Raw genomic sequence first — 20,827 nt, 5'->3', positions numbered from 1 at the left:
GCTGCGGCCATCAGGGAACGGCAAGCACAGGGACGCCTAGCCCGCCAACAACGTACATGCGGGCCACAAAAAAAACGTGTTGTGAGAAAGGGAAAATGTAGAAAATCAGAAAAAGGTTATGTATCCTGATTTTCGCGAACATTAACCAGGGACAACTCCCGCTCTTCGTTTCGCAAGCGTTAATTCAATCCCAGCATGACTAGCAATTCGTGGTAACCCTAGATCATTGATCGGCATTCCGTTTTTGAAGTCGGAAGTTTGGAGGGCACGTGACGCAGCATTTGCAGGTTGATTGGCCGCAGACCAGGCATTGCCTGGCTCGCCGGCAACACCATGTCTCTGTTCCCCCGCCGGGCTTTCTTGCCCCCGCTGCGCCTCTGCCGCGCACACCGCGCTTCCTGCCCCACCCCTGAATGCCCACGTATCGCGCGAGCGGCGAACGCCCCCCCGCGCCATTGACCAGCAGTCCTGAATCGAACCGCATTGAAGCTATTGAGAGACCCAGGAGTTACACAGCCTGCGAAGGCAAGGAGGGGTGTCATGAAAGCAAGGCGATGGTTGGGAGCGGCGTTAATCGCCGTCGGCGGATTTTCCGTGATGGGTGGCGCCCTGGCGCAAACTAAAGACGCGGCGTCCGGCACGGCAGGACAGGCGTCTGGCAAGAAACCAAATATTCTCGTTATTTTCGGCGATGACATCGGGCAGGCGAACATCAGCGCCTACACACGTGGCGTGGTGGGATACCGGACCCCCAACATTGATCGCATCGCCAACGAAGGCGCCATCTTCACGGATTACTACGCCGAGAACAGTTGCACCGCCGGGCGGTCAACGTTCATTACCGGCCAATCCGCCCGCCGCACCGGCTTGTCGAAAGTGGGCATTCCGGGCGCGCCCGTCGGCCTGCAAGACCGCGACATCACCATCGCCCAGGCGCTCAAGGGCCAGGGCTACAACACCGCCCAATTCGGCAAGAACCACCTGGGCGATCGCGACGAATATCTGCCCACCAAGCACGGCTTTGACGTGTTTTTCGGCAACCTTTATCACTTGAACGCCGAAGAAGAACCCGAACGCCCCTACTTCCCGAAGAACTCCACGGACCCCGCCATCAAGGCCTACATGCCGCGCGGCGTGATCAAGGCATCGGCTGACGGCAAGATCGAAGACACTGGCGCCTTGACCACCAAGCGCATGGAAACGATCGACGACGAAACCGTGGGGGCCGCGCTGGATTATCTGGACAAGCACGGCAAGGACGACAAGCCSTTCTTCCTGTGGATGAACTCCACGCGCATGCACTTGTTCACGCACATCCGGCCTGAACACAAGGGCAAGAGCGGCATGCCCGGCAATGATTACGCCGACGGCATGTGGGAGCACGACCAGGACGTGGGCAAGCTCTTGAAAAAGCTCGACGACCTGGGCATCGCCAACGACACCATCGTGATCTACACGACGGACAACGGCCCCAACCAGTTCTCGTGGCCGGACGCCGCATCCACGCCGTTCCGCAGTGAGAAGGACACGAACTGGGAAGGCGCGTTCCGTGTGCCGGCGATGATCCGTTGGCCGGGCCACATCCAGCCGGGGTCGGTCAAAAACGACATCGTGTCCGGTATGGACTGGTTCCCGACGCTGCTTGCCGCCGCCGGTGACGATGGCGTGAAGGAACGTCTGCTCAAGGGCTGGAAACCCAACGGCGCCAACCGCGACTTCAAGGTGCACCTGGACGGCTACAACCAGATCGATTACCTGACCGGCAAAAGCGACAAGAGCGCACGCGAAGACTTCTACTACTTCAACGATGACGGCCTGCTGGTCGCCATGCGTTACGAGAACTGGAAGGTGGTGTTCTGCGAGCAGAAATCGCCAGGAGGCTTCGCGGTCTGGAAGGAACCCTTCGTCTGCCTGCGCGTGCCCAAGGTGTTCAACCTGCGCATGGACCCGTACGAACGTGCCGACATCGTTTCCGATCAGTACAACGACTGGCTGACGAAGAACGCGTATCTGGCCTTCGTAGGCTCGGCCAAGGCATCGGAATTCCTGGAGACCTTCATCGAATGGCCGCCCAGCCAGAACCCGCCCAGCTTCAGTACTGACCAGGTACAGCGCGACGTGGACAAGAAGATCGAACAGTATTTCGAAGAACAGAAAAAGCAGGGCAAGGGCCCCAAGTAAGCCAGGAAACCTGGTGAATAGCGCGCCGCGCAAGGGAGCCTCCCACGCGCGGCGCGTGTGCGTTTCGGACAAGGAAAAACGGTGCACCAGAACGCTGAAGCCAGAGGGCACGCCCGTTGGACACACGCATGGCTGATCGCTGCATTGGCCTGCGCGGCGGCGCCTGACGCCCTGGCCCAACCCACCCTGCGCTTGAGCCAGGACGATTTGCAGAAGCGCGCCAATGGGGTGCTTGCGCTGATGTCGTTCTCTATCGTGCCCGACATCACGACGAGTTCCTTATCCATCGGTGGCGGTGGYGGCACAACGTCAGGCTCCTCGGAATTTTTCATGACGCAGCTGGGTGGCGGCGACACGATCTCGAAATCGGTCCCCATCTATCTGGAAGGCGTGCTGGCCGGCAGCCGCTATGACCCGACCTTCATCGCCACGCAAGGCGCCGAGACCCGCAACATCCCCACCAAATGGAACAGCGTGTCGGCAACCGGCGGCATCGGCTGGGACTTCAAACTGACCGACGAACTGAAGCTGCGCCCCATCTTCAACGTTGCGCTGGGCAACGTCACCAGCGACCTGCGGGCTGCAAGCTGGTACGTCGGCCAAAAGACCGGCACGGACGTCACATTCCTGGACAAGGGATCGCTGAACGCCTATGGGCTGGGCGGCTCGATCATGCTGGACTACGAACACTACCGGCCCGGCTACGAAGTGGATGTGGAATTGCGCTATTCCGACATCCGGCTAAAGAGCTTCGACAGCTCGGCCGCGGTGCAAGGCAACGCGATTGCCCAATCCGCAAACCTGTGGGCTCGCTACCGGGCCCCCACCGGTTTTGTGATGCTGCAACGCCCGCTGCGCTACGTGCTGGAGCTGACCCATTCCGAGTTTCTGGGTGACCAGCGCGGCGTGCTGGGATTCGACCGCCTGACATCCGTTGGCGCCGGCCTGGAGCTGGATTCCAGCGCCTACGACATGATCATCACCCGCACCCGATTGGTGGGGCGGTATGTGTTTGGAACAAACGTCTCGGGGTTTTCGGTGGGGCTGGCGGTGAGTTTTTGAGGGTGGCACGCGAACCGGTGCGCCGGCCAAATCCGCAGCAGATGGAAAGTTCTGGCTCTGGACAAGGAATGTCCAGAGCGCCATTCAGACTTCAATTTTCCGAGTCTGAATGGAGTCTTTTGTGTCACACACGTCCACCAACCATCAATCGATTCAACGCACTAACAAGGCCTCCGTGCAACTCGAAGGATGGGGTATGCCGGCTGACGAGGTCATCGCCTTGGCGGCAACGCTTAACCGTCAAGTGCCCGCGCTCGATTGGTTTGCAGAAGAGCGCGCTGACCGCGAAGCGCTGACGTTGCACCTGGTTGATATTGCTGCGTTGGCTGGCGAATCGGGACATGCAGTGTGGAATACCTTTGGCCCTGTCGAAGCCATGCGGCGGGCGCGCGAGGCAGGCCAACCGGCCCTAGCGGTCTGCCGCGGTAAATTCAGCGAGTTGCCAGTGGACCGCTTGGGGGTATGGGTGGCGGCGGCCGGCTTTGCATGGGAAACCAAAACGCAGGCGGTGATTCGAGCGCTCGCGGCCATGGCATGGCAACCGCAACGGGGCTACCAAGATTTGCCAGGATGGCAGGCCGTCCAACCACTGACGCAGCGAAATCTGCTGGCCATTACAGCATCCGACGACGATAAAGTCGATTTTCCTGCCTTGATGAGACAGGTATCCGAAGCGTCGTTCATGCATCCCGCCGCCTTGTCAGTGGCCGGCGTTCCAACCGCAACGTTTGAACGCACGCTGGTGGAAGCCGGCATGCAAGACCTGCACGAAACAGCCGTTGCCCCCATGACGCTTGACGGCGTCCTGCGTATCGATGCGTTGGTGGGCTTCCCATGGCAGGGTACGAATCAGTCTGCAGCAGTTTGAACAAAGTCACCCGTCAAGTAAGCCGACGCCCCCTGGGCAAGCACCGCCTGAATCTCTTTGCGCAAATACGCCGGTTTGACCAGCATGACGTCCGGCGCCAATCCAAGCACGAACTGCTTGAACGTCAAGGACGGACGCACCGTCGCCACGATTTCAAAGCCCTCTCGTGTCTCTTTGATGACCTGATCCTCCGAGAGCCGGTAGTATCGCAACCGGCTTCGGAAGTCGCGCTCTCGGACTTTCAAGGTGACTCGCTGAGGGGCTTCGGGAAAGAACAACAATGTATGTTCCTGGCGCAAAAATCGCTCGAGATCAAAGCCCGTGTCGGTATCCGCCGGTTCATGGGTGGCAACGGCGCTGGTGATCCTGTCAATGCGGTGCAAGTAGCGCACGAACTTCCCGCTGCGCCGGGAACGTCGGCACGACACCAGATACAGCACACTGCCACGCTCGATCAGGGCCAAGGGCGACACTCGGTAATGAACCGGAGCGTTGGTCGATACCGCCACATTCTGATAGCCCAGGTCCAGGCTCGTATTGCGGTACAGCGCGTCCGTCAATGCGCCCATGATGGCCTCGTCCTGCTCGGGAGCAATCAAGGGAAACCCAGAGTCGATGATGGCCGCTTTGCCACGCCAGGCGCGGCCTTGCAGATACCGCGGATACGTAGGATGGCTAGCGAGAAGCTCTCGGCTGCGGTCGCAGTGCTCTCGTAATGTTCTGAGCGCCTCGGCAGGCAATTGGTTTGAGGCGAATTGCTCCAATTGCAAAAGCGCAACCGCCAGTTCCACACTTTTGACCTCGGCTTTGCCCGGCATCTTCTCGGGGATGCCACGCCAACTACGCGCACTTCCCTGCCCACGACAGTCAACAACGCCGTCTTGAAGCAGCCGTTGCAACGCCCTCTGCATGGTCTTGGATGAAGACGCCGAATATCCATACCGGGGCCGCAACCATTCATAAAGCATGCGCGACGACACCCATCCCCCGTCACGCTGAAGCATTTCAAGCACATCCCAATGCAAAGGCGTGAAATCTTCGCCTGCCATACGTCCCTCCATCCCCAATTTTCTTGGGCCCAATTCAAATCAAGCTCATAGGCCAAATCCCAATCTGGCTCTACGGGCTAAGCAATATTCAGTTTCTTCTATTAATATACTGTTATACTTTCGTGTAACACATTCTAACAGAGAGGACGACAGTAATGCCCCTTCCCTTGATCATCGGTGCCGCAGCCTTAGTTGCAGCCAGCTACGGCGCCAAAAAAGGTTATGACGGTTATCAAAAGCATTCCGAAGCCGACGACATCGTCAAACGGGCAAAAGCTGCATATGACGAACGTCGCACCGTCTTTGATGCCCAAGAAAAGAAAACCGAAGTGGCGTTGACGGCCCTGGGTAATCTGGAACTTGAAATCGGCGAGAGCTTCGGTGAATTCAAAACCCTGGCAGATGCGCTGATTAATGACCTGAACGCGAATTCTCAAGACAAGCTGGAGGTCAAATTCCCCAAGCGGGAACTTCAGAAAATTGAGAATTACAGTTATTCCGCCGTTGGGGTGCTGGGCAGCATTGCCGGTGCGGGCGCGGCTGGCGCGGCGGCGGGTTTTGCGGTGTATGGTGGGGTTATGGCCCTGGGCGCGGCATCAACGGGTACGGCCATTTCCGCGTTGGCGGGCGCTGCGGCCACCAACGCCACCCTGGCCGCCATTGGCGGCGGCTCGCTCGCTGCAGGGGGTTTGGGCATGGCTGGCGGCACCGCCATTCTGGGTGCCGCCGTGGCTGCACCGATCTTGGCAATCGCAGGTTGGGCCTATGACAACCACGGCGAAGAAGCCCTTAAAAACGCCCATAAGGCATCCGACGAAGCGGATGCCGCCATCAAGAAACTGGGTAAGGCAGATGAGTTCCTGGCAGACACCGAGGAATATGCACGCCGGATCAAGCGCGCCTTGACGCGCATCTATCGTGAATTCCATTGCTATTTCGATGATCTCAAAGACGTCAGCGCACTTGTCGATGACCTGAAGGGCCGCAATGTCGACGTCGCCGCCGAGCTCGCCAAACTGGGCACGTCGGTCACGCAGATCATCGAAAACGGCTATGCGCTCGCCTCGATTCTGACCAAAGTCATTACCACGCCGCTCTTCAAGGTTAAGGAAGCTCGTGGCGCCATCGTCGTCGATGAAAACGGCTTGCCCGAAATGCTCAAGGACGCAGATGGGTCGATGATGCTGAATGGTGACAAGATCGACGATGTGCTCGACGCCGCCAAGCAGGACGCCACGCGCTACGAACACCGCTAGCCCACTCGTACTTCGCACGGAGGGAGCAGGACTCCCTCTCCCTATTGCCGCCTTTTGCGTGGCCCCCTCGCCATTAATCCGATCTGAATACCATGCACGCTATCGCCAGCCAGTATCCCTGGGCAGAAGAGTTGGAAAAAACCGTCGTTCGAAGCCTCGCCACGAGTTTCGGTTTGGATTTCTTGTTATTCAAAGACAAGCATGGCGGCGAAGTCGACACGATTCATAATGCGCGAAGCGGAGTCTGGGCGACCCAGGCAGAGCATGACAAGTACGACCAGCGCGGCGCGTATTCGGACGTCAAGGGCGCTTATCATAGCGATCGCAGGTACATAGACAAGGGAAAGTCTGACGCCGCACTCCAGCAATCCGGCAAACTCCAGGACGGTTATACGTCCAGCCGGATGTCCGTGCAGAACGGAATTCGCGACCTGGATCATGTGATTGCGGCAAAGACCATTCATGATGATGCCGGTCGCGTATTGGCGGACATTTCCGGAATGAGTCTGGCAAACCACAGTTCCAATCTGGTTTCCACGCATCGGAGTATCAATCGATCGAAGCAGGCTTTGCYGGTCGAAGAGTTTCTGACTGCGCTGCCTGGCAAGATTAATCAAAAAAGGGCCACCCTGACCGCCGATCGTAAAACCTTGGAGTCGATGCCACGAAATACGCCTGAGCAACGGCATCGAGCCGATCAACAAAAAACAAAAATAGAAAAGACCGAGTCGCAGCTCCAGGAGCTGGAATCGATCGACCCCGCAGCCATGCGGAAAAAGGACTTGGCAGCCAGAAAGCAATACGACGGCACCATCAATAAGAAGTACTACACCAGCAGCAAATTCTGGGGCTCGACCCTGAGCGCGTCAGGCAACGCAGGCGTACGCATGGGAGCCCGGCAGATGCTGGGTCTGGTCGCCGCTGAAATCTGGTTCGAGTTGCGCGAAGCATTGCCCGCGCTCATGCAGAAAATGCGCGTGAATTTCTCGCTAGCAACATTTCTGCAAGAGGCGGAACGCACGCTCCAGAGCATCTGGACTCGCGTGAAGGCGCGATTCAAAGATTTTCTGACCGCATTCAAAGACGGCGCGTTCGCCGGCATCCTGGGCAGCGTGACCACCACGATGTTCAACATCGTGGCCACCACTGGCAAGAGCGCGATCAAGATCATTCGCGAGATGTGGGGGCAAATGACGGCAGCCTTGAAGCTGTTGGTCTTCAACCCCGACGGCCTGTCCACAGTCGACCTGACAAAGGCCGTCGTCGCTGCGTTGTCCGCAGGCGTTGCGACCGCCGTGGGAAGCCTGGTCTACGCGCAACTGGTGCCTATCATGAGCTTTCCGTTCGGCGGAGAGCTCGCGGCGTTCATCGGCGCCTTGACGACCGGCATCGTTACCTTGGGTCTGCACTACGTCCTGCTGCACAGCAAAATGATGGAACGCATTTGGCTCCTGATTGAACGCAGCAGCCACGCGCTCACACTGCGGCAATTCGAAACTCTGAACGCGCAGTTGGACGAGTATTTGGAAGATATCGCCCGTATCGAATTGAATGTCGATGTCGACGAACTTGAAGACTTCGCCCTGGATTTGAGCAGCGCAAAAACCGAAACGGCGCGTGGCGCCGTGCTCCTGCGGGAGATCAAAGAACGCGGCATCGCGCTGCCCTATGAAATGGGCAATGCCGACAGCACACGCAGCTGGCTCGCGTCATTGGCCAAGTGAACTCGCCGTTTCCCTGCTCGCAGTGCGGGCGATGCTGCCAGCTGGTGGATCGCTCTGCGCTTACTCGGCATTTGGACCGCGGCGACGGCACGTGCCTGCATTTCGACGCCGTCCGCCTGCAATGCGGCATCTACGAGCAGCGCCCCGACCTCTGCAGGGTGGACCGGCAATACACGCTGCATTACGCGAAGCACCTCTCCTGGGACGACTTCGTGACGCTGAACCTGCGCGTGTGCGCAGCCCTGCAACACCCTGAGTTCCCCTCAGGTGACACCCCAACATCCCATGACCAAAACTGAATATCTCGCGCGCTCAGCGCCATTTATCCATTGGCTTGCCTCGATTGTCTCGGGACAGGTGCCGCTCGACTATCGGCATGAGAATGGCGTGGACGCCAGCCTGAAGGACGCCCTTGACCGCTACAGCTGGCCCAACAAGCGGATCGACATTCCGACCCCCGAGGGCCAACTAAGCATCCCTGCCCATAGCAACTTTTTAGTCAACGCCGCCCTGCTGCAGAGGCTCCAAGCGGGTCTACGCCGCTGCCTGGATCAGACGCCGGTCAATGATGCAGAGCTCGCGCATTGGGCCGAAGCCATCATGCGCTGGGGTGGCGTGTTCACCAAGCGTGGCAATGGCCCTTGGCTGGACAGTAAGCGAGCGGGCTTCTCAACCTACCTGCGCCCCGTACTGCAAGCGCTATCCGACCCGGGCGGCTCTGCGCACAAGGCGTTACCTGATCTCAGGTCGAACGCCGGCACCACCAAAATTCACTCCCTGGCGCTGCCTGATTTCGTGATCTATGACAGCCGCGTCGCTGCCGCCCTTGCGTGGCTGGCGCTGCGGTGGAGTCAACAGGAAGGCATCGCGGTGCCCGCCCAGTTGCGATTTGCCTGCATGCGCGCGAACACCAGTAAAGCCAACCTCAAAATGCGTTCACCCAATCAGACACTATTCCCCTACTTCGCCGCTACGGGACCGTTGCGAGAGCATCAGCGCCATGCGATCTGGAATATGCGAGCCAATTGGATCATCTGTGCAGCCGCTGCGCAGTCCACGGCCGCCGCTTGGACGGCTCGCCAGATCGAAGCTGCACTATTCATGATGGGCGCCGACTTAGCCCCTGCGATGCGCGATCGCTGAAACGACGAGCATCACCGCCCCCAGCACCAAAATGCCCGCCAGAATGCCCGATAGCCGCATCAGCGCTGGCGCCGGATCGTTTGCCCAATGGTGGTCCTGCACGAACACCATGATGAAGGCGATGGTGAACTGACGGCCGACATAGCTGGCGCCTTCCTGGCCCGACTGCACATGGCATCCGACCCACACGCCCAAGGACAGCACCAGCATGTGCCAAACGGGTTGCTCGTGCATCAGCGGCAAAAGCGCCATGCCCACCACCCCGGCCAACAGGCAGCCCGCCACGCGTTGCACCATTTTTTCAATGATGGGCTGGCGCGTGCTGTCCACCAGCTTGCCCGCCGGCAGGATCAACACCGCAATCGTCGTCACCATCGCTTGCGCGAAGCCGGGCATATCGAACCAGTAGGTGCACGCGGCAAGAATGACGATGGCCAAGGCCGCCTGCCCCCCCAGCAGCAAACGGTTTCGCCGCAACACGTCAGGCGGCGGCGCGCTGGCTTGTGCCGTGTCCGCGCCTTCACCAATGGCCAGCGGTGTCGCCGAAACCGGTGGCGGCCGCACACGCCGATACCACTGCGGCCCGAAATGAAATGCGCTGGCCACCAACACGCAAGCCAGCGTCCCCACAATGACCTCCGCCGCGCGCAACGCCGCAAACACGGCTGTCGCCTCCCATGACGCCAGCACGTGCGCTTCATACGTCACCATCAAGGCCGTCACCCCACCCAGCATCCAGGCATACGGCGCCTTGGACCCATTGGCGTAATACGCCGCCACCCCGCCAATCACGCCCAGCATCGGCACGAACAACGCAGGACGGTCGCCAATCAACGGCCCCGCCAGCGCCCCCAGCGCCGCGCCCAGCAAGGTGCCGGCCACCCGATGCGCCGCGCGCTCAAGCGAGCTGTTGAAGCTCGTCTGCATGACGGCAAACCCGCTGACCGCCGCCCACCACGTGTACGACAAATGCAGCGCATTCGCGAGCGCAACCGATAGCGCGACGGACAGCACCGCCTCGATCGCAAACGTGGCGCGCGCCCGGGATGGCTTCCACGCGGCAAGCTCACGCCCCAGCGCAAACATCGCCGCGCGGATGGTGTGCAAGAGCGTATCGGCGAGTGTCATGCGATGAAGGGGCTTAGACGCTGCGGGTTGCCGGCGGGATGAAGTCAAATAATAAGGAGCTTCCCCCGCCTTGTCGAAACGCGCCTGCCAATCAGCGCGCGATAGATGTACGGTATTCTCGATCCGGCCAAATTCTGCTTATCAAACTGACCACCAAGGGAGTCAACATGAAACGCCATCCGCGCGTGATCGCTATTGCCGCTTTCGCCTCTATGCTTGCCGCTTGCGCCGCCCCGCAGACCAAAGCGCCCATCACCGGCAACACGCACGCCGGCGCCACGTTGAAAGCCGACGTCGCCCAGAACATTTCGATGCAGGCCCAAGTTCAACTGAATTGCCAAAAGGTCGACGCAATTCAAACGGAAGTCGTCAAGGTCAACCCGATTGGCACCGGCAATTCCGCCGCGTCCCGGCAGTATGGAAGCGTGGATGAACGATGGATCGTGCAACTGTGCAATCAGCAGATTCCGTTCAAAGTGACGTTGACGCCTGATGGAAAAGGCGGAACCTTCTTTTCGACATCGCGCGAAACGTATTGATGATGGCGCAGTGATCGGTCACGCACGACCAACATCCGCTATTGCCCAGACCGTTGCGCGCTGCACCTCTCCGACGAGTTAGCGTAAACGTGTAAATGCACGAGCGCACAATCGAAAAGGCGCGCAAGCGCACACCGCCCCGACGCCCCACCACCGTATGCCGATTGCCGCCGCCCGGGCGGCAGCAATTCGGCGGCCCCGCAGCACTCGTCACTTAGGCACGCCCTAGCAGCGCGCCGATCCAAGACACCGGCAGCCTGTTGCCGTGGTGGCCCAGACGGCGCGCAACCTCGATGCGCCCGAGGGAATCTGAAGGGAAGGCCAAAGGCCTGGACGAAGATGACGAAGGGGGAGTCCGGAGCGAAGGCTCCGGACCGCAATCGTGGGCGCGCGCCGTCTGGGCCACCACGGCAACGGGCGACCTACGAAGACACGGCAACGGACTGATGCCCGTGCCGCGCCTGGCATGACAACGCGCGGGACAAACAAAAACCGGAGCAATGCTCCGGTTTTTTCTATGCTTGCTGCCCTTGCGGTGGGCCGTAGCAAGATTGTGGTCGGCCACAAAACAAAAGCCCCGCCTCTAGGGCGGGGTGGGACTAGGTCTTACATGATGGGTCTTAGGCTTGCGCCCATTGGAAGCCATCACCAACCTGTTGGGGATTCTATTCAAAGGATGTTGGATCAGTCAACACGACTGGTCCACTCCTTTCTTCCTTGGATCGCCCGGTGTCAGACTGGATTTTGCTGGAACCAGACTGCATTTTCTGCGGCGAAGGTCGGATTAAAAAATGCAGTCTGACTGCAAGATCCCAAGAACTCCCCCCTAAAAAAACGCCCACGCAGCACCTTGGTGCGCGTGGGCGTTTTGCTGTCGGTACACTCCGCCGGCGGAAAGACTACTCCACCGTCGCCCCCGACTTCTTCACCACTTCCGCCCAGCGCGGAATCTCGGTTGCCATCAGGGCGCGTAATTCGTCCGGCGTGCTGCCGACGAGTTCCATGCCCATGGTCTTGCCGAGTTTTTCCTGCACATCCGGTTCCTTCAAGATCAGCGCGATTTCGGCGGCCAGCTTGTCCAGGATGGGTTTGGGTGTGCCCTTCGGAGCGTAAACCGCTTGCCAGGATGCCATTTGGAAACCCGGCACGCCGGCTTCCTGCATGGTGGGGACCTCCGGCGCGAGCGAGATTCGGTCTTTGGTGGTGACGGCCAGCAGCTTCAGTTTGCCGGTTTGCAGCAGCGGCAAGGCGGCGGTCATCTGGTCGAACATGAAGGTTACGGCGCCCGATGACACGTCCACCATGGCGGGCGGGGTGCCCTTGTAAGGCACGTGCGTGAGCGGCACGCCGATCATGCTTGAGAACAGTTCGCCGGCCAGGTGCGTGGACGTGCCCGCGCCGGAGGACGCGAAGGTGCGCTTGTTGGGGTCGCGCTTGAGCAGCGCGATCAGGTCGGCCACCGAGTTCACGCCCAGGTTGGGGTCAACCAGCAGCACGTTCGGCAGGTAGGCGATGAGCGACACCGGTTCGAAGTCTTTGACCGGGTCGTACTTCAGGTTCTTGTACAAACTGGCGTTGATGGCGTGCGTGCTGATCGTGCCGCCGAACAAGGTGTAGCCATCGGGCGGCGCTTTCGCGACGTAGGTGGCGCCGATGCCGCCGGCCGCGCCGGGCTTGTTTTCGACGATGACGTTCTGGTGCAGGCGGTCACCCAGCTTCTGGGCGAGCACGCGGCCAACGACGTCGGTAGACCCGCCGACGGTGAACGGCACCACATAGGAAATCGGCTTTTGCGCGGGCCAATCGGCGGCGCTGGCCGGCATGGCCAGCGTGCCTAGGACGGCACTGGCCAGCAGCGCGGCCAACGCGCTGCGTCGTTGCGTATTCATGGTTGTCTCCTGCCTTGATTTATTGCTTTATAGGTATGGGGTCGCAGGCGGCGGGACGGCCGGCCGCCTACGGCAAGGCTCAACGGCCTTGTTCTTTGCGCCAGGCGGCGAATTTGTCTTTGGTGCCCGGATCGGTGGGCGGGTACAGGCCCAGGATGGACGCGCCCTGCTGCACCTGGCTGGTCACGAAGTCTTCGAATGCGGTCATCTCCACCGCTTCGATCGAGATCTCCTCGGCCAGATGCGCGGGGATGACGACCACGCCTTCGCGGTCGCCCACGACGATGTCGCCCGGCCACACGGCGACATCACCGCAGCCGATGGGCGCGTTGATGTCCAGCGCCTGATGCAGCGTCAGATTGGTCGGGGCCGAGGGGCGCTGGTGATAGGCGGCAAAGCCCAGTTCGGCAATTTCAGGGGAATCGCGAAAGCCCCCGTCCGTGACCACGCCAGCCACGCCGCGCTTCATCAAGCGCGTGATCAGGATGGAACCGGCGGACGCCGCGCGCGCGTCCTTGCGGCTGTCCATGACCAGCACCGCGCCTTCCGGGCAGGTTTCGACAGCGACGCGTTGCGGGTGCGAGCGGTCTTCAAACACCTTGATGGTGTTCAAGTCTTCACGCGCGGGGATGTAGCGCAGGGTGAACGCCGGGCCGACCATGTTGGGCAGGTTGGCGTTCAGCGGGCGCACGTCCTGGATGAACTGATTGCGCAGGCCGCGTTTGAACAGCGCCGTGCACAGGGTGGCCGTGCTGATGCCGGACAGGCGGGCACGGGTTTCGGGATTCATTTGGGACACGATGACTCCGGACAAAAAACAGAATGAAAGAAACGCGCGGCGGGCCCTGCCCGCCTGCGCGCTTAGAAGATTTCGGGTTCCGGCACGGGTGCGCCGAACTCGGTTTCCAGGAAATCGAAATCGCAGCCGTCGTTGGCTTGCAGGATGTGCTTGGAATACATCCAGCCGTAGCCACGCTCGTAGCGCTTGGGCGGCGGCGTCCAGGCGGCACGGCGTGCGGCCAGTTCTTCGTCGCTGATGTTCAGATGAATGCTGCGAGCCGGCACGTCCACCGTGATCAGGTCGCCGGTTTTCACAAAGGCCAGCGGGCCGCCCACATAGGACTCGGGCGCCGCATGCAGGATGCAGGCGCCGTAGCTCGTGCCGCTCATGCGGGCGTCAGACAGGCGCAGCATGTCGCGCACGCCCTGCTTCACCAGCTTCGTCGGGATGGGCAGCATGCCCCATTCCGGCATGCCTGGGCCGCCTTGCGGGCCGGCGTTGCGCAGGATCATGATGTGTTCGGGGGTGACGTCCAGGTTCTCGTCGTCGACCGCCGCCTTCATGCTGGGGTAGTCGTCGAACACCAGCGCCGGGCCCGTGTGTTGCAGGAATTGCGGCGCGCACGCGCTGGGCTTGATCACGCAGCCGTCGGGCGCGATATTGCCGCGCAGCACGGCCAGCGCGCCTTCGTCGTAAATGGCGGTGTCCACCTTGCGGATGACGTCGTCGTTGTAGACCTCGGCGCCCGCGATGTTCTCGCCCAGCGTCTTGCCGGTGACGGTCATGGCCGACAGGTCCAGGTGGCCGTCCAGGCGCGTCATCAGTGCCGGCAAACCGCCTGCGTAATAGAAGTCTTCCATCAGATAGGTGTCGCCGCTGGGCCGGATGTTGGCAATGACGGGCACCTTGCGGCTGGCGGCGTCAAAGTCTTCCAGGCTGACGGCATGGCCTGCGCGGCGCGACATGGCCACCAGGTGAATGATGGCGTTGGTGGAACAGCCCATGGCCATGGCCACGTTGATGGCGTTCTTGAACGATGCCAGGCTCAGGATGCGCTTGGGCGTCAGGTCGTCCCAGACCATCTCGACCACGCGGCGGCCGCACTCGGCGGACATGCGCATGTGGCCGACGTCAGCTGCGGGAATCGAGGACGCGCCGGGCAAGGTCATGCCGATGGCTTCGGCAATGGCCGTCATGGTGCTGGCCGTGCCCATCGTCATGCAGGTGCCGTAGCTGCGGGCGATGCCGCCTTCGACTTCGGTCCATTGTTCCTGGGTGATCTTGCCGGCGCGGCGTTCGTCCCAGAGCTTCCAGGCGTCCGACCCCGACCCCAGGATCTTGCCCTTCCAGTTGCCGCGCAACATGGGGCCGGCCGGCACGTACACGCACGGCAGCCCGGCGCTGATGGCGCCCATGAGCAACCCCGGCGTGGTCTTGTCGCAGCCGCCCATCAGCACCGCGCCATCCACCGGGTGGCTGCGCAGCAGCTCTTCGGTTTCCATGGCCAGGAAGTTGCGGTAGAGCATCGTCGTGGGCTTGACGAAGGATTCCGACACCGAAATGGCCGGCAGCTCCACCGGAAAACCGCCCGCCTGAAACACGCCACGCTTCACGTCTTCAACGCGCTGCTTGAAATGGCTGTGACAGGGGTTGAGGTCAGACCAGGTGTTGATGATGGCGATGATGGGCCGGCCAACCCAGTCGTCAGGCGCATAGCCCATTTGCATCATGCGGGAACGGTGGCCGAACGAACGCAGGTCATCCTTGGCCATCCAGGCGGCGCTGCGCAGACTTTCGTAGGTACGTTTCATAGGGGAAATGGGGGTGAGGCGTGGTGGGGATGAACGCATTTAAACACTAATACATTAGTGCGTCAGCTAGGTGAAAACCCGCTACACTGCGGGCTTTACTACCGTACTCCCGTCAGGCCCCCTGATGCAAAGCCCCAAGCTCCGACTCGACCGCTCACGCCACGCCGCGCCCCAGGTTTTCGAACATCTGCGCGAACAGATCGTGTCGCTGGAACTCGCCCCCGGCGCCCCGCTGTCGCGCGTGACGCTGGCCGAAACCTATGGCTTGAGCCAGACGCCTATCCGCGACGCCCTGATGCGGCTGGCCGAAGAAGCGCTGGTGGAAATCTATCCGCAACACACCACCGTCGTCAGCCGCATCGACATTCCCGCCGCCCGGCAGGCGCATTTCCTGCGCCAGTCGCTGGAGCTGGAAATCGTGCACATGCTTGCGCAACGGCCTGATCCGATGCTGCACAAGCGGCTGCAAGCCAGCATCGACCTGCAACGCACGAGCCACGCCAGTGGCGAATACCAGCAGTTCATCAATGCGGATCAGGCGTTTCACCGCGACATGCATACCGCCGCGGGCGTGACGAGCCTATGGGAATTGGAGCAGCGCTACAGCGGCCACCTGGACCGTCTGCGCCGGCTGCATCTGCCGGAAGCCGGCAAGGCCGAGCGCATCATGGACGACCATCAGCGCTTGCTGGACGCCATCGTGGCGCAGGAACCCGCGCAGGCGCAACAGGTGCTGCGCGAACATTTGTCTGGCACGCTGAGCCAGGTTGCCGAGATCTGCAAGCGATATCCGGAGTACGTGCTGGCCGCCTAACCCCGGTTGCGTGCGCGTCCCAGCGCCGACGGGCCGAAGATGTCTTCTTGGGCCGCCTTGCTCAGTGCAATGATTGCCGGATGTTGCAGCTGCCTATCGGTCGTCAAGGCGTAAAGCTGTTCCTTGACGGCGCTGACGGTGCCTATGGTGCGCACCCGGTACTGTTTGACCAGGTAGGCGGCGGTGGCGCTAGGCGCGGCAAATAAGCCCACCCCGGTCTGGCCGAATGAATTCAACAACGCGCTGTCATCAAATTCGCCCACGATGCGCGGGCGGATGTTGTGCTCGTCAAACCATTGCAGTAACCGCACGCGGATTGCCGCGTCTTCACCCGGCAAAAGAAATGGCGCCTGATCCAGCATCTTGGGAAAACGGCTCGGCAACTGTTCAAGCAACGCGGGCGCTCCAAAAAAAGTCAGGCTGCTTTCGCCGAGCAAATGGCTATAGCCGCGTACGTTCACGTGATTCGGCATCGGGCGATCGGCAATCACCATGTCGTAGCGGTGTACGGCCAGGTCTGCCAGCAAAAAGGCAAGCCGGCCTTCACGACAGATCAGCCGCACGTTCTCTTCCAGCCGCAACACCGGCTCGATCATCCGGTACACAAGCGCTTTGGGTACGCCTTCGGCAACACCCAACCTGAAATCAAGGGATTGCCGGGCGGGGCGGTCACGCAGATCGTCCAGCAATTCGTCGCCCAGGGTAAAGATGCGATCGGCGTACTGCACCGCTCGCCGACCGATATCCGTGAGTTCAAGTCCCCGCCCCGCCCGCCGGAACAACGCGGAGCCCAGTGCGGATTCCAGTTCTTGCAACTGGCCGCTTATCGATTGAGGGGTGCGCTGCAATTGCTGCGCTGCGCGGGCAATGCTCCCGGCCTTGGCGACCACCCAGAAATAGCGCAGATGTTTGTAGTTGAGAGTGACCATGGAGATCATTCCAAAAAATCTGACTATGACTTCATGTTATGCGAATTGTCCGACGAATAGGCACGCTCTAGACTGGCCTCGTACCTTGCATCGTTCACGGTTCCGCTCGCCTTCCGGCGGCAGGCGACGATGGCGGGAGGCGGCTTATGGGCCGGGTTGAAACGTTTGCCACCCTGCCGATGTGGGTGGGATTCATCGCTTTCGTGGTCGCCGTGCTGGCACTGGATCTGTATATGCTGGGCGGCCGCCGCGCACACTGCGTGTCGCCTCGGGAAGCACTGTTCTGGGCGCTTGCCTGGGCGACGCTGGCAACGCTGTTCGGCCTGCTCATGTGGTGGTTTCTTGACGCCACCGCAAGCCGGGCAGTGGCCAATCAAAAGACGCTGGAGTACTTCACCGGATACCTGATCGAACTGTCCCTGTCTGCGGACAATATGTTCGTGTTTTCGTTGATCTTCACCTACTTCGCGGTCCCCCCCGAATTGCAGCGGCGGGTGCTGCTGTATGGGGTGCTGGGCGCCATCTTCATGCGCATCGGAATGATACTTGCCGGCGTCTGGCTACTGACCCAATTTGCCTGGCTGTTCTATGTGCTGGGCGCGTTCCTGGTGCTGAGCGGCATCAAAATGCTGACCGCCGCAGGCCGCCAGCCCGACATCGCGCAAAACCCCTTGGTGCGCTTGATGCGGGCCACCATGCGAATCACCAAGGAATACCATGGACAGGCCTTCTTCGTGCAGATCCATGGGATGCGTTACGCGACCCCAATGTTCGTGGTGCTCCTGCTGATTGAGGCGACGGATGTGGTGTTCGCCGTCGACAGCATCCCGGCGATCTTCGCCGTCACCACCGACCCCTTCATCGTTTTCACGTCGAACATCTTCGCCATCATGGGCTTGCGGGCGCTTTACTTCCTGCTGGCCAACTTGGTGGACCGCTTTCACTACTTGAAGTATGGATTGGCAGTTGTGCTGATGGTCATCGGCGCAAAAATGCTGGCGGCGCAGTGGGTGCACGTACCGGTGCATTGGTCGCTCGGCGTGATTGGGGTGGTGCTGGCCGCCTCCATTGGCGCCAGCCTGGCCCTGCCAAAGCGAACGGCTACCGCCAACCGCAACGAAGTGAAGAAGTCCCAACCCGGAGAGCAGCCATGAACACAATCATTCTTGCCACCGACGGATCGACGTATAGCAATGAGGCGGCGCACTACCTGGTCGCGACCCCTTTGCTAAACCGCGATTTCATCGTGCATGTCGTGCATTGCGAGCCCGAAGTCAGAGGGGATGTCGTGTCATTCATCGGCAAGGACGAAGTCGATGCCTGGCACCACGAAGAAAGCGACAAGGCGATGCGCTCAGTGGTGGAAATACTGCGCAACGGCAACGTCAACTTTGAATGCCACGAAATGACCGGTTTCACGCCCCAAAAGGTCATTGACTATGCCGCGCACGTCAAAGCCAACGTAATTGTGCTGGGTTCGCATCACCGCAGCCCGCTTATGAACGCCGTGCTGGGGTCCGTCAGCAGTCGGATACTGGCGCACGCGACCTGCCCGGTGCTGGTGATCTGACACCGAAGCGACGGCGGCGGCAGTTGTCGGGCTGTCAATCCAAGGGGTACCGGCGAATGACCGTCCTGCCGTCGCGCTCGGCCAGCGACAGCAGCGCGTCGCCCGACGCGTCCATGCCCAAGAGTCCCGTCTCGACGTCTTGCGGCAGTTGGAACGGGCGCCAGGTCTTGCCCTGATCGCGCGTATAGAAATAGGTCTTGGTGTACTCGTTAAACGAGAACAGGTGGTCGGCGTAGGTCTTGATCACCCAGGCGCGGCCGCTGAACCAGGCGTCGCCGATCCAACTGGGCTTGCCCTGCACCAACGGAGAATCGGCGCGCCGATGCCAGATGCGTTCGGCCTTGTCCAGCTCATAAATGGCATCGCCCGAGGTCTCGAACACGGGCTCATCCCGCGTCACGCGCGCGTCCGCCGCTTGGGGCGGCACCGGGGCCACGCCCTGCGTGATGCGAAAGGCCGGCGACACGCCATCTTGCAGCTCGACTTCAAAGCGGCGAGTCTCCAGCACCTCGTTCTTGTCCGACGCGCTCAGGCTGATCCGCGTGCGCCAGCTCCAGCCCACGGCGCGCCGCTCATCCAGCGGATAGAGCGACCAGTCATAGGCCAGTTGGTCTTCGGCGCGGGCGCCGCCGTCCTTGGCCAGCATGTCGCGAAAGGCGCGTTCAAAGGCGGCCCCATCCGGCCACACCTGTTCATCCAGCGAGATCCCCGACCACTGGCGCGCCCCGTCCTGGCTGACCAGCAAGCGGTAACCCGCGTCATGGCGTTCCATTGCGATGACGCGGTCTTGCGTCAGAAACACGGTGTGCTGCTGCCCGGGGCCCAGCACCACGTCCGCGTCCCGCGCCCACGTCTTGCCCAGGTCGTCCGAGCGCAAGGTTTCAAACGCGGCGGGCTGTTCGCCTGCTTCGGGTGTGCGTTCAATGGCGGTGATCAGATACAGCGCGCGCCCTTCCGGCGTGCCGATCAGGCTGACCCCGGCGTCACCGCTGATCGACCCCAGCAGATCAAAAGCACCTGTGCCCTGCCCGCCATAGATCAGGTTGCGCGTATCAGCCTGCAGCCAGGGGTTCTGCTGGCGCGTGCCAAGCGCGGGCACTTGCGCATCCAGCAGCGGGGCCTTTTCAAGCGCGGGCATGTCCTTGGCCGACACCAGACGCTGCCCGATCAGCAGCTGCCGTTCGCCGTAACGTTGCAGCGCCACCCGCGAGGACGAGGCCAGCGCCGGGCCATTGAGTTCGCCGATGATCTCGCTGCGCGCCAAGGGTTTGCCCATGGGAACCAGTTGGTAGATGCCATAGCCGATCACCGCGGCGACGGCGATCGCGGCAGCGCTGGCAAGCAGTCTAAGGTTCATGAAGGCAACGCATCCAGAGGCGGCAGCACCAGCCATTCGGCCAGTGACGTTTGGGGGAACGGACGAAACTATAGCGTGTCACGCGCGGTTCTCTATACTGGCGTGACATACTCTTACGCCGCATTGGCCCATACACGGAACCCGGACATGATCGCTAGGCACGCCCCCCTCACCTTCGCCCTGGTTGTTCTTGGGGCAATCGCATGGGGGCAGCCGGCGCTGGCCGCTACGCCTGACGTCTGCGCGGCGGTGACGGTGCGCGAAGGCGACCCGATTCCCCCCGACGCCTGCGCCGTCAACATCGTGCCTCGCAGCCTTGACGTGTCGGGCATCACCTTCGGCGGCGGCCCGGCCTGGACGCCGCTGGACCCGCAGGCCATGCCCGGCGTGTTCTACGACAGCGCATCGATTGCCCCCGTATCCGAGCGCCCCGTGGTGATGACGGTGACCGTGGCCTGGTTCTATGCGCAGCCGCGCGTGTCCGAAACCAATGGCCAACCGTACGGATCGGTCTCGCAGCCCATCACCTTGAATTGCACCGCCAACACCTACACCGTCACCCACACCCAGCACTATGCCGGTAACGACGCCACCGGGGCGCTGGTGGAATCGATACCCGTGGCGGGCATCCATAACGCGCCCGTCGCGCGCGACCCCGTGCAGCGCAAGCTACGGGGCGTGGTCTGCCCCACGCCGGGCAAGAACGCACGCAAGTAGTTGCCCGGG

The 20,827-nt window shown here is 61.3% G+C and carries 18 protein-coding genes; 11 read left to right on the top strand and 7 right to left on the bottom strand.

Features of this window, described 5'->3' with window-relative positions; all coding sequences use genetic code 11:
* The first annotated feature begins 540 nt into the window (after positions 1–540).
* The 3 genes from AC1DB0_RS25925 (at position 541) to AC1DB0_RS25915 (ending at position 4,111) form a co-directional block, all read left to right on the top strand.
* Positions 541–2,181, top strand: a complete 1,641-nt coding sequence (locus AC1DB0_RS25925) for an arylsulfatase (protein WP_346551908.1) — start codon at positions 541–543, stop codon at positions 2,179–2,181.
* Between the two features lie 132 nt (positions 2,182–2,313).
* Complete coding sequence (locus tag AC1DB0_RS25920) at positions 2,314–3,243, top strand: hypothetical protein (RefSeq protein ID WP_454670058.1); 930 nt, start codon at positions 2,314–2,316, stop codon at positions 3,241–3,243.
* 121 nt (positions 3,244–3,364) lie between these two features.
* Positions 3,365–4,111, top strand: a complete 747-nt coding sequence (locus AC1DB0_RS25915; protein WP_342065652.1) for a hypothetical protein — start codon at positions 3,365–3,367, stop codon at positions 4,109–4,111.
* On the opposite strand, the gene AC1DB0_RS25910 is transcribed toward AC1DB0_RS25915, so the two are convergent.
* The gene (locus AC1DB0_RS25910) at positions 4,093–5,160 is read right to left on the bottom strand and encodes a helix-turn-helix transcriptional regulator (RefSeq protein ID WP_175168590.1); all 1,068 of its coding nucleotides are present in this window, start codon (positions 5,158–5,160) and stop codon (positions 4,093–4,095) included. The genes AC1DB0_RS25915 and AC1DB0_RS25910 overlap by 19 nt on opposite strands.
* A 155-nt stretch (positions 5,161–5,315) precedes the next feature.
* On the opposite strand from AC1DB0_RS25910, the gene AC1DB0_RS25905 reads away from it, so the two are divergent.
* The 3 genes from AC1DB0_RS25905 (at position 5,316) to AC1DB0_RS25895 (ending at position 9,283) form a co-directional block, all read left to right on the top strand.
* A complete protein-coding gene (locus tag AC1DB0_RS25905) occupies positions 5,316–6,416 on the top strand; it encodes a chemotaxis protein (protein ID WP_476758256.1) in 1,101 nt (366 codons plus the stop codon).
* A 92-nt stretch (positions 6,417–6,508) separates the two neighbouring features.
* Positions 6,509–8,140 (top strand): hypothetical protein, encoded by a 1,632-nt coding sequence (locus AC1DB0_RS25900; protein ID WP_476758775.1) that lies wholly within the window; start codon positions 6,509–6,511, stop codon positions 8,138–8,140.
* A gap of 285 nt (positions 8,141–8,425) precedes the next feature.
* Complete coding sequence (locus AC1DB0_RS25895) at positions 8,426–9,283, top strand: hypothetical protein (RefSeq protein WP_476758254.1); 858 nt, start codon at positions 8,426–8,428, stop codon at positions 9,281–9,283.
* Here AC1DB0_RS25895 and AC1DB0_RS25890 read toward each other — a convergent pair.
* Positions 9,257–10,411, bottom strand: a complete 1,155-nt coding sequence (locus AC1DB0_RS25890) for an FUSC family protein (RefSeq protein ID WP_476758253.1) — start codon at positions 10,409–10,411, stop codon at positions 9,257–9,259. The genes AC1DB0_RS25895 and AC1DB0_RS25890 overlap by 27 nt on opposite strands.
* Positions 10,412–10,449: 38 nt before the next feature.
* On the opposite strand from AC1DB0_RS25890, the gene AC1DB0_RS25885 reads away from it, so the two are divergent.
* Positions 10,450–10,950, top strand: a complete 501-nt coding sequence (locus AC1DB0_RS25885; RefSeq protein WP_476758252.1) for a hypothetical protein — start codon at positions 10,450–10,452, stop codon at positions 10,948–10,950.
* 899 nt (positions 10,951–11,849) lie between these two features.
* On the opposite strand, the gene AC1DB0_RS25880 is transcribed toward AC1DB0_RS25885, so the two are convergent.
* The 3 genes from AC1DB0_RS25880 to araD all read right to left on the bottom strand — a co-directional run bounded on the left by AC1DB0_RS25880 (position 11,850) and on the right by araD (position 15,431).
* Complete coding sequence (locus AC1DB0_RS25880) at positions 11,850–12,839, bottom strand: Bug family tripartite tricarboxylate transporter substrate binding protein (protein WP_175168583.1); 990 nt, start codon at positions 12,837–12,839, stop codon at positions 11,850–11,852.
* A 79-nt stretch (positions 12,840–12,918) separates the two neighbouring features.
* A complete protein-coding gene (locus AC1DB0_RS25875) occupies positions 12,919–13,629 on the bottom strand; it encodes a ribonuclease activity regulator RraA (RefSeq protein WP_476758279.1) in 711 nt (236 codons plus the stop codon).
* A gap of 71 nt (positions 13,630–13,700) precedes the next feature.
* A complete protein-coding gene (gene araD, locus AC1DB0_RS25870) occupies positions 13,701–15,431 on the bottom strand; it encodes an L-arabinonate dehydratase (RefSeq protein ID WP_476758251.1) in 1,731 nt (576 codons plus the stop codon).
* A 124-nt stretch (positions 15,432–15,555) separates the two neighbouring features.
* Here araD and AC1DB0_RS25865 point away from each other — a divergent pair, with 124 nt between their 5' ends.
* Positions 15,556–16,245, top strand: coding sequence for a GntR family transcriptional regulator (locus tag AC1DB0_RS25865; RefSeq protein WP_476758250.1), 690 nt, complete (start codon positions 15,556–15,558; stop codon positions 16,243–16,245).
* On the opposite strand, the gene nhaR is transcribed toward AC1DB0_RS25865, so the two are convergent.
* On the bottom strand, positions 16,242–17,174 hold the full coding sequence (gene nhaR / locus AC1DB0_RS25860; protein WP_476758278.1) for a transcriptional activator NhaR: 933 nt from the start codon (positions 17,172–17,174) through the stop codon (positions 16,242–16,244). The two genes, AC1DB0_RS25865 and nhaR, sit on opposite strands and share 4 nt — an antisense overlap.
* Positions 17,175–17,320: 146 nt before the next feature.
* Between nhaR and AC1DB0_RS25855 the strand changes: the two genes are divergently transcribed.
* Positions 17,321–18,328 (top strand): TerC family protein, encoded by a 1,008-nt coding sequence (locus AC1DB0_RS25855; protein WP_476758249.1) that lies wholly within the window; start codon positions 17,321–17,323, stop codon positions 18,326–18,328.
* The gene (locus tag AC1DB0_RS25850) at positions 18,325–18,744 is read left to right on the top strand and encodes a universal stress protein (protein WP_346551915.1); all 420 of its coding nucleotides are present in this window, start codon (positions 18,325–18,327) and stop codon (positions 18,742–18,744) included. The genes AC1DB0_RS25855 and AC1DB0_RS25850 overlap by 4 nt, the downstream gene beginning before the upstream one ends.
* 34 nt (positions 18,745–18,778) lie before the next feature.
* Here the strand turns inward: AC1DB0_RS25850 and AC1DB0_RS25845 are convergent, their stop codons facing one another.
* Positions 18,779–20,101, bottom strand: a complete 1,323-nt coding sequence (locus tag AC1DB0_RS25845) for a hypothetical protein (RefSeq protein WP_427949514.1) — start codon at positions 20,099–20,101, stop codon at positions 18,779–18,781.
* A gap of 147 nt (positions 20,102–20,248) precedes the next feature.
* Here AC1DB0_RS25845 and AC1DB0_RS25840 point away from each other — a divergent pair, with 147 nt between their 5' ends.
* The gene (locus AC1DB0_RS25840; RefSeq protein ID WP_476758248.1) at positions 20,249–20,818 is read left to right on the top strand and encodes a surface-adhesin E family protein; all 570 of its coding nucleotides are present in this window, start codon (positions 20,249–20,251) and stop codon (positions 20,816–20,818) included.
* Positions 20,819–20,827: the final 9 nt, after the last annotated feature.

The organism is Achromobacter sp. 10T422 (assembly GCF_056394065.1).
This window is presented reverse-complemented; position numbering and strand designations above follow the sequence as displayed.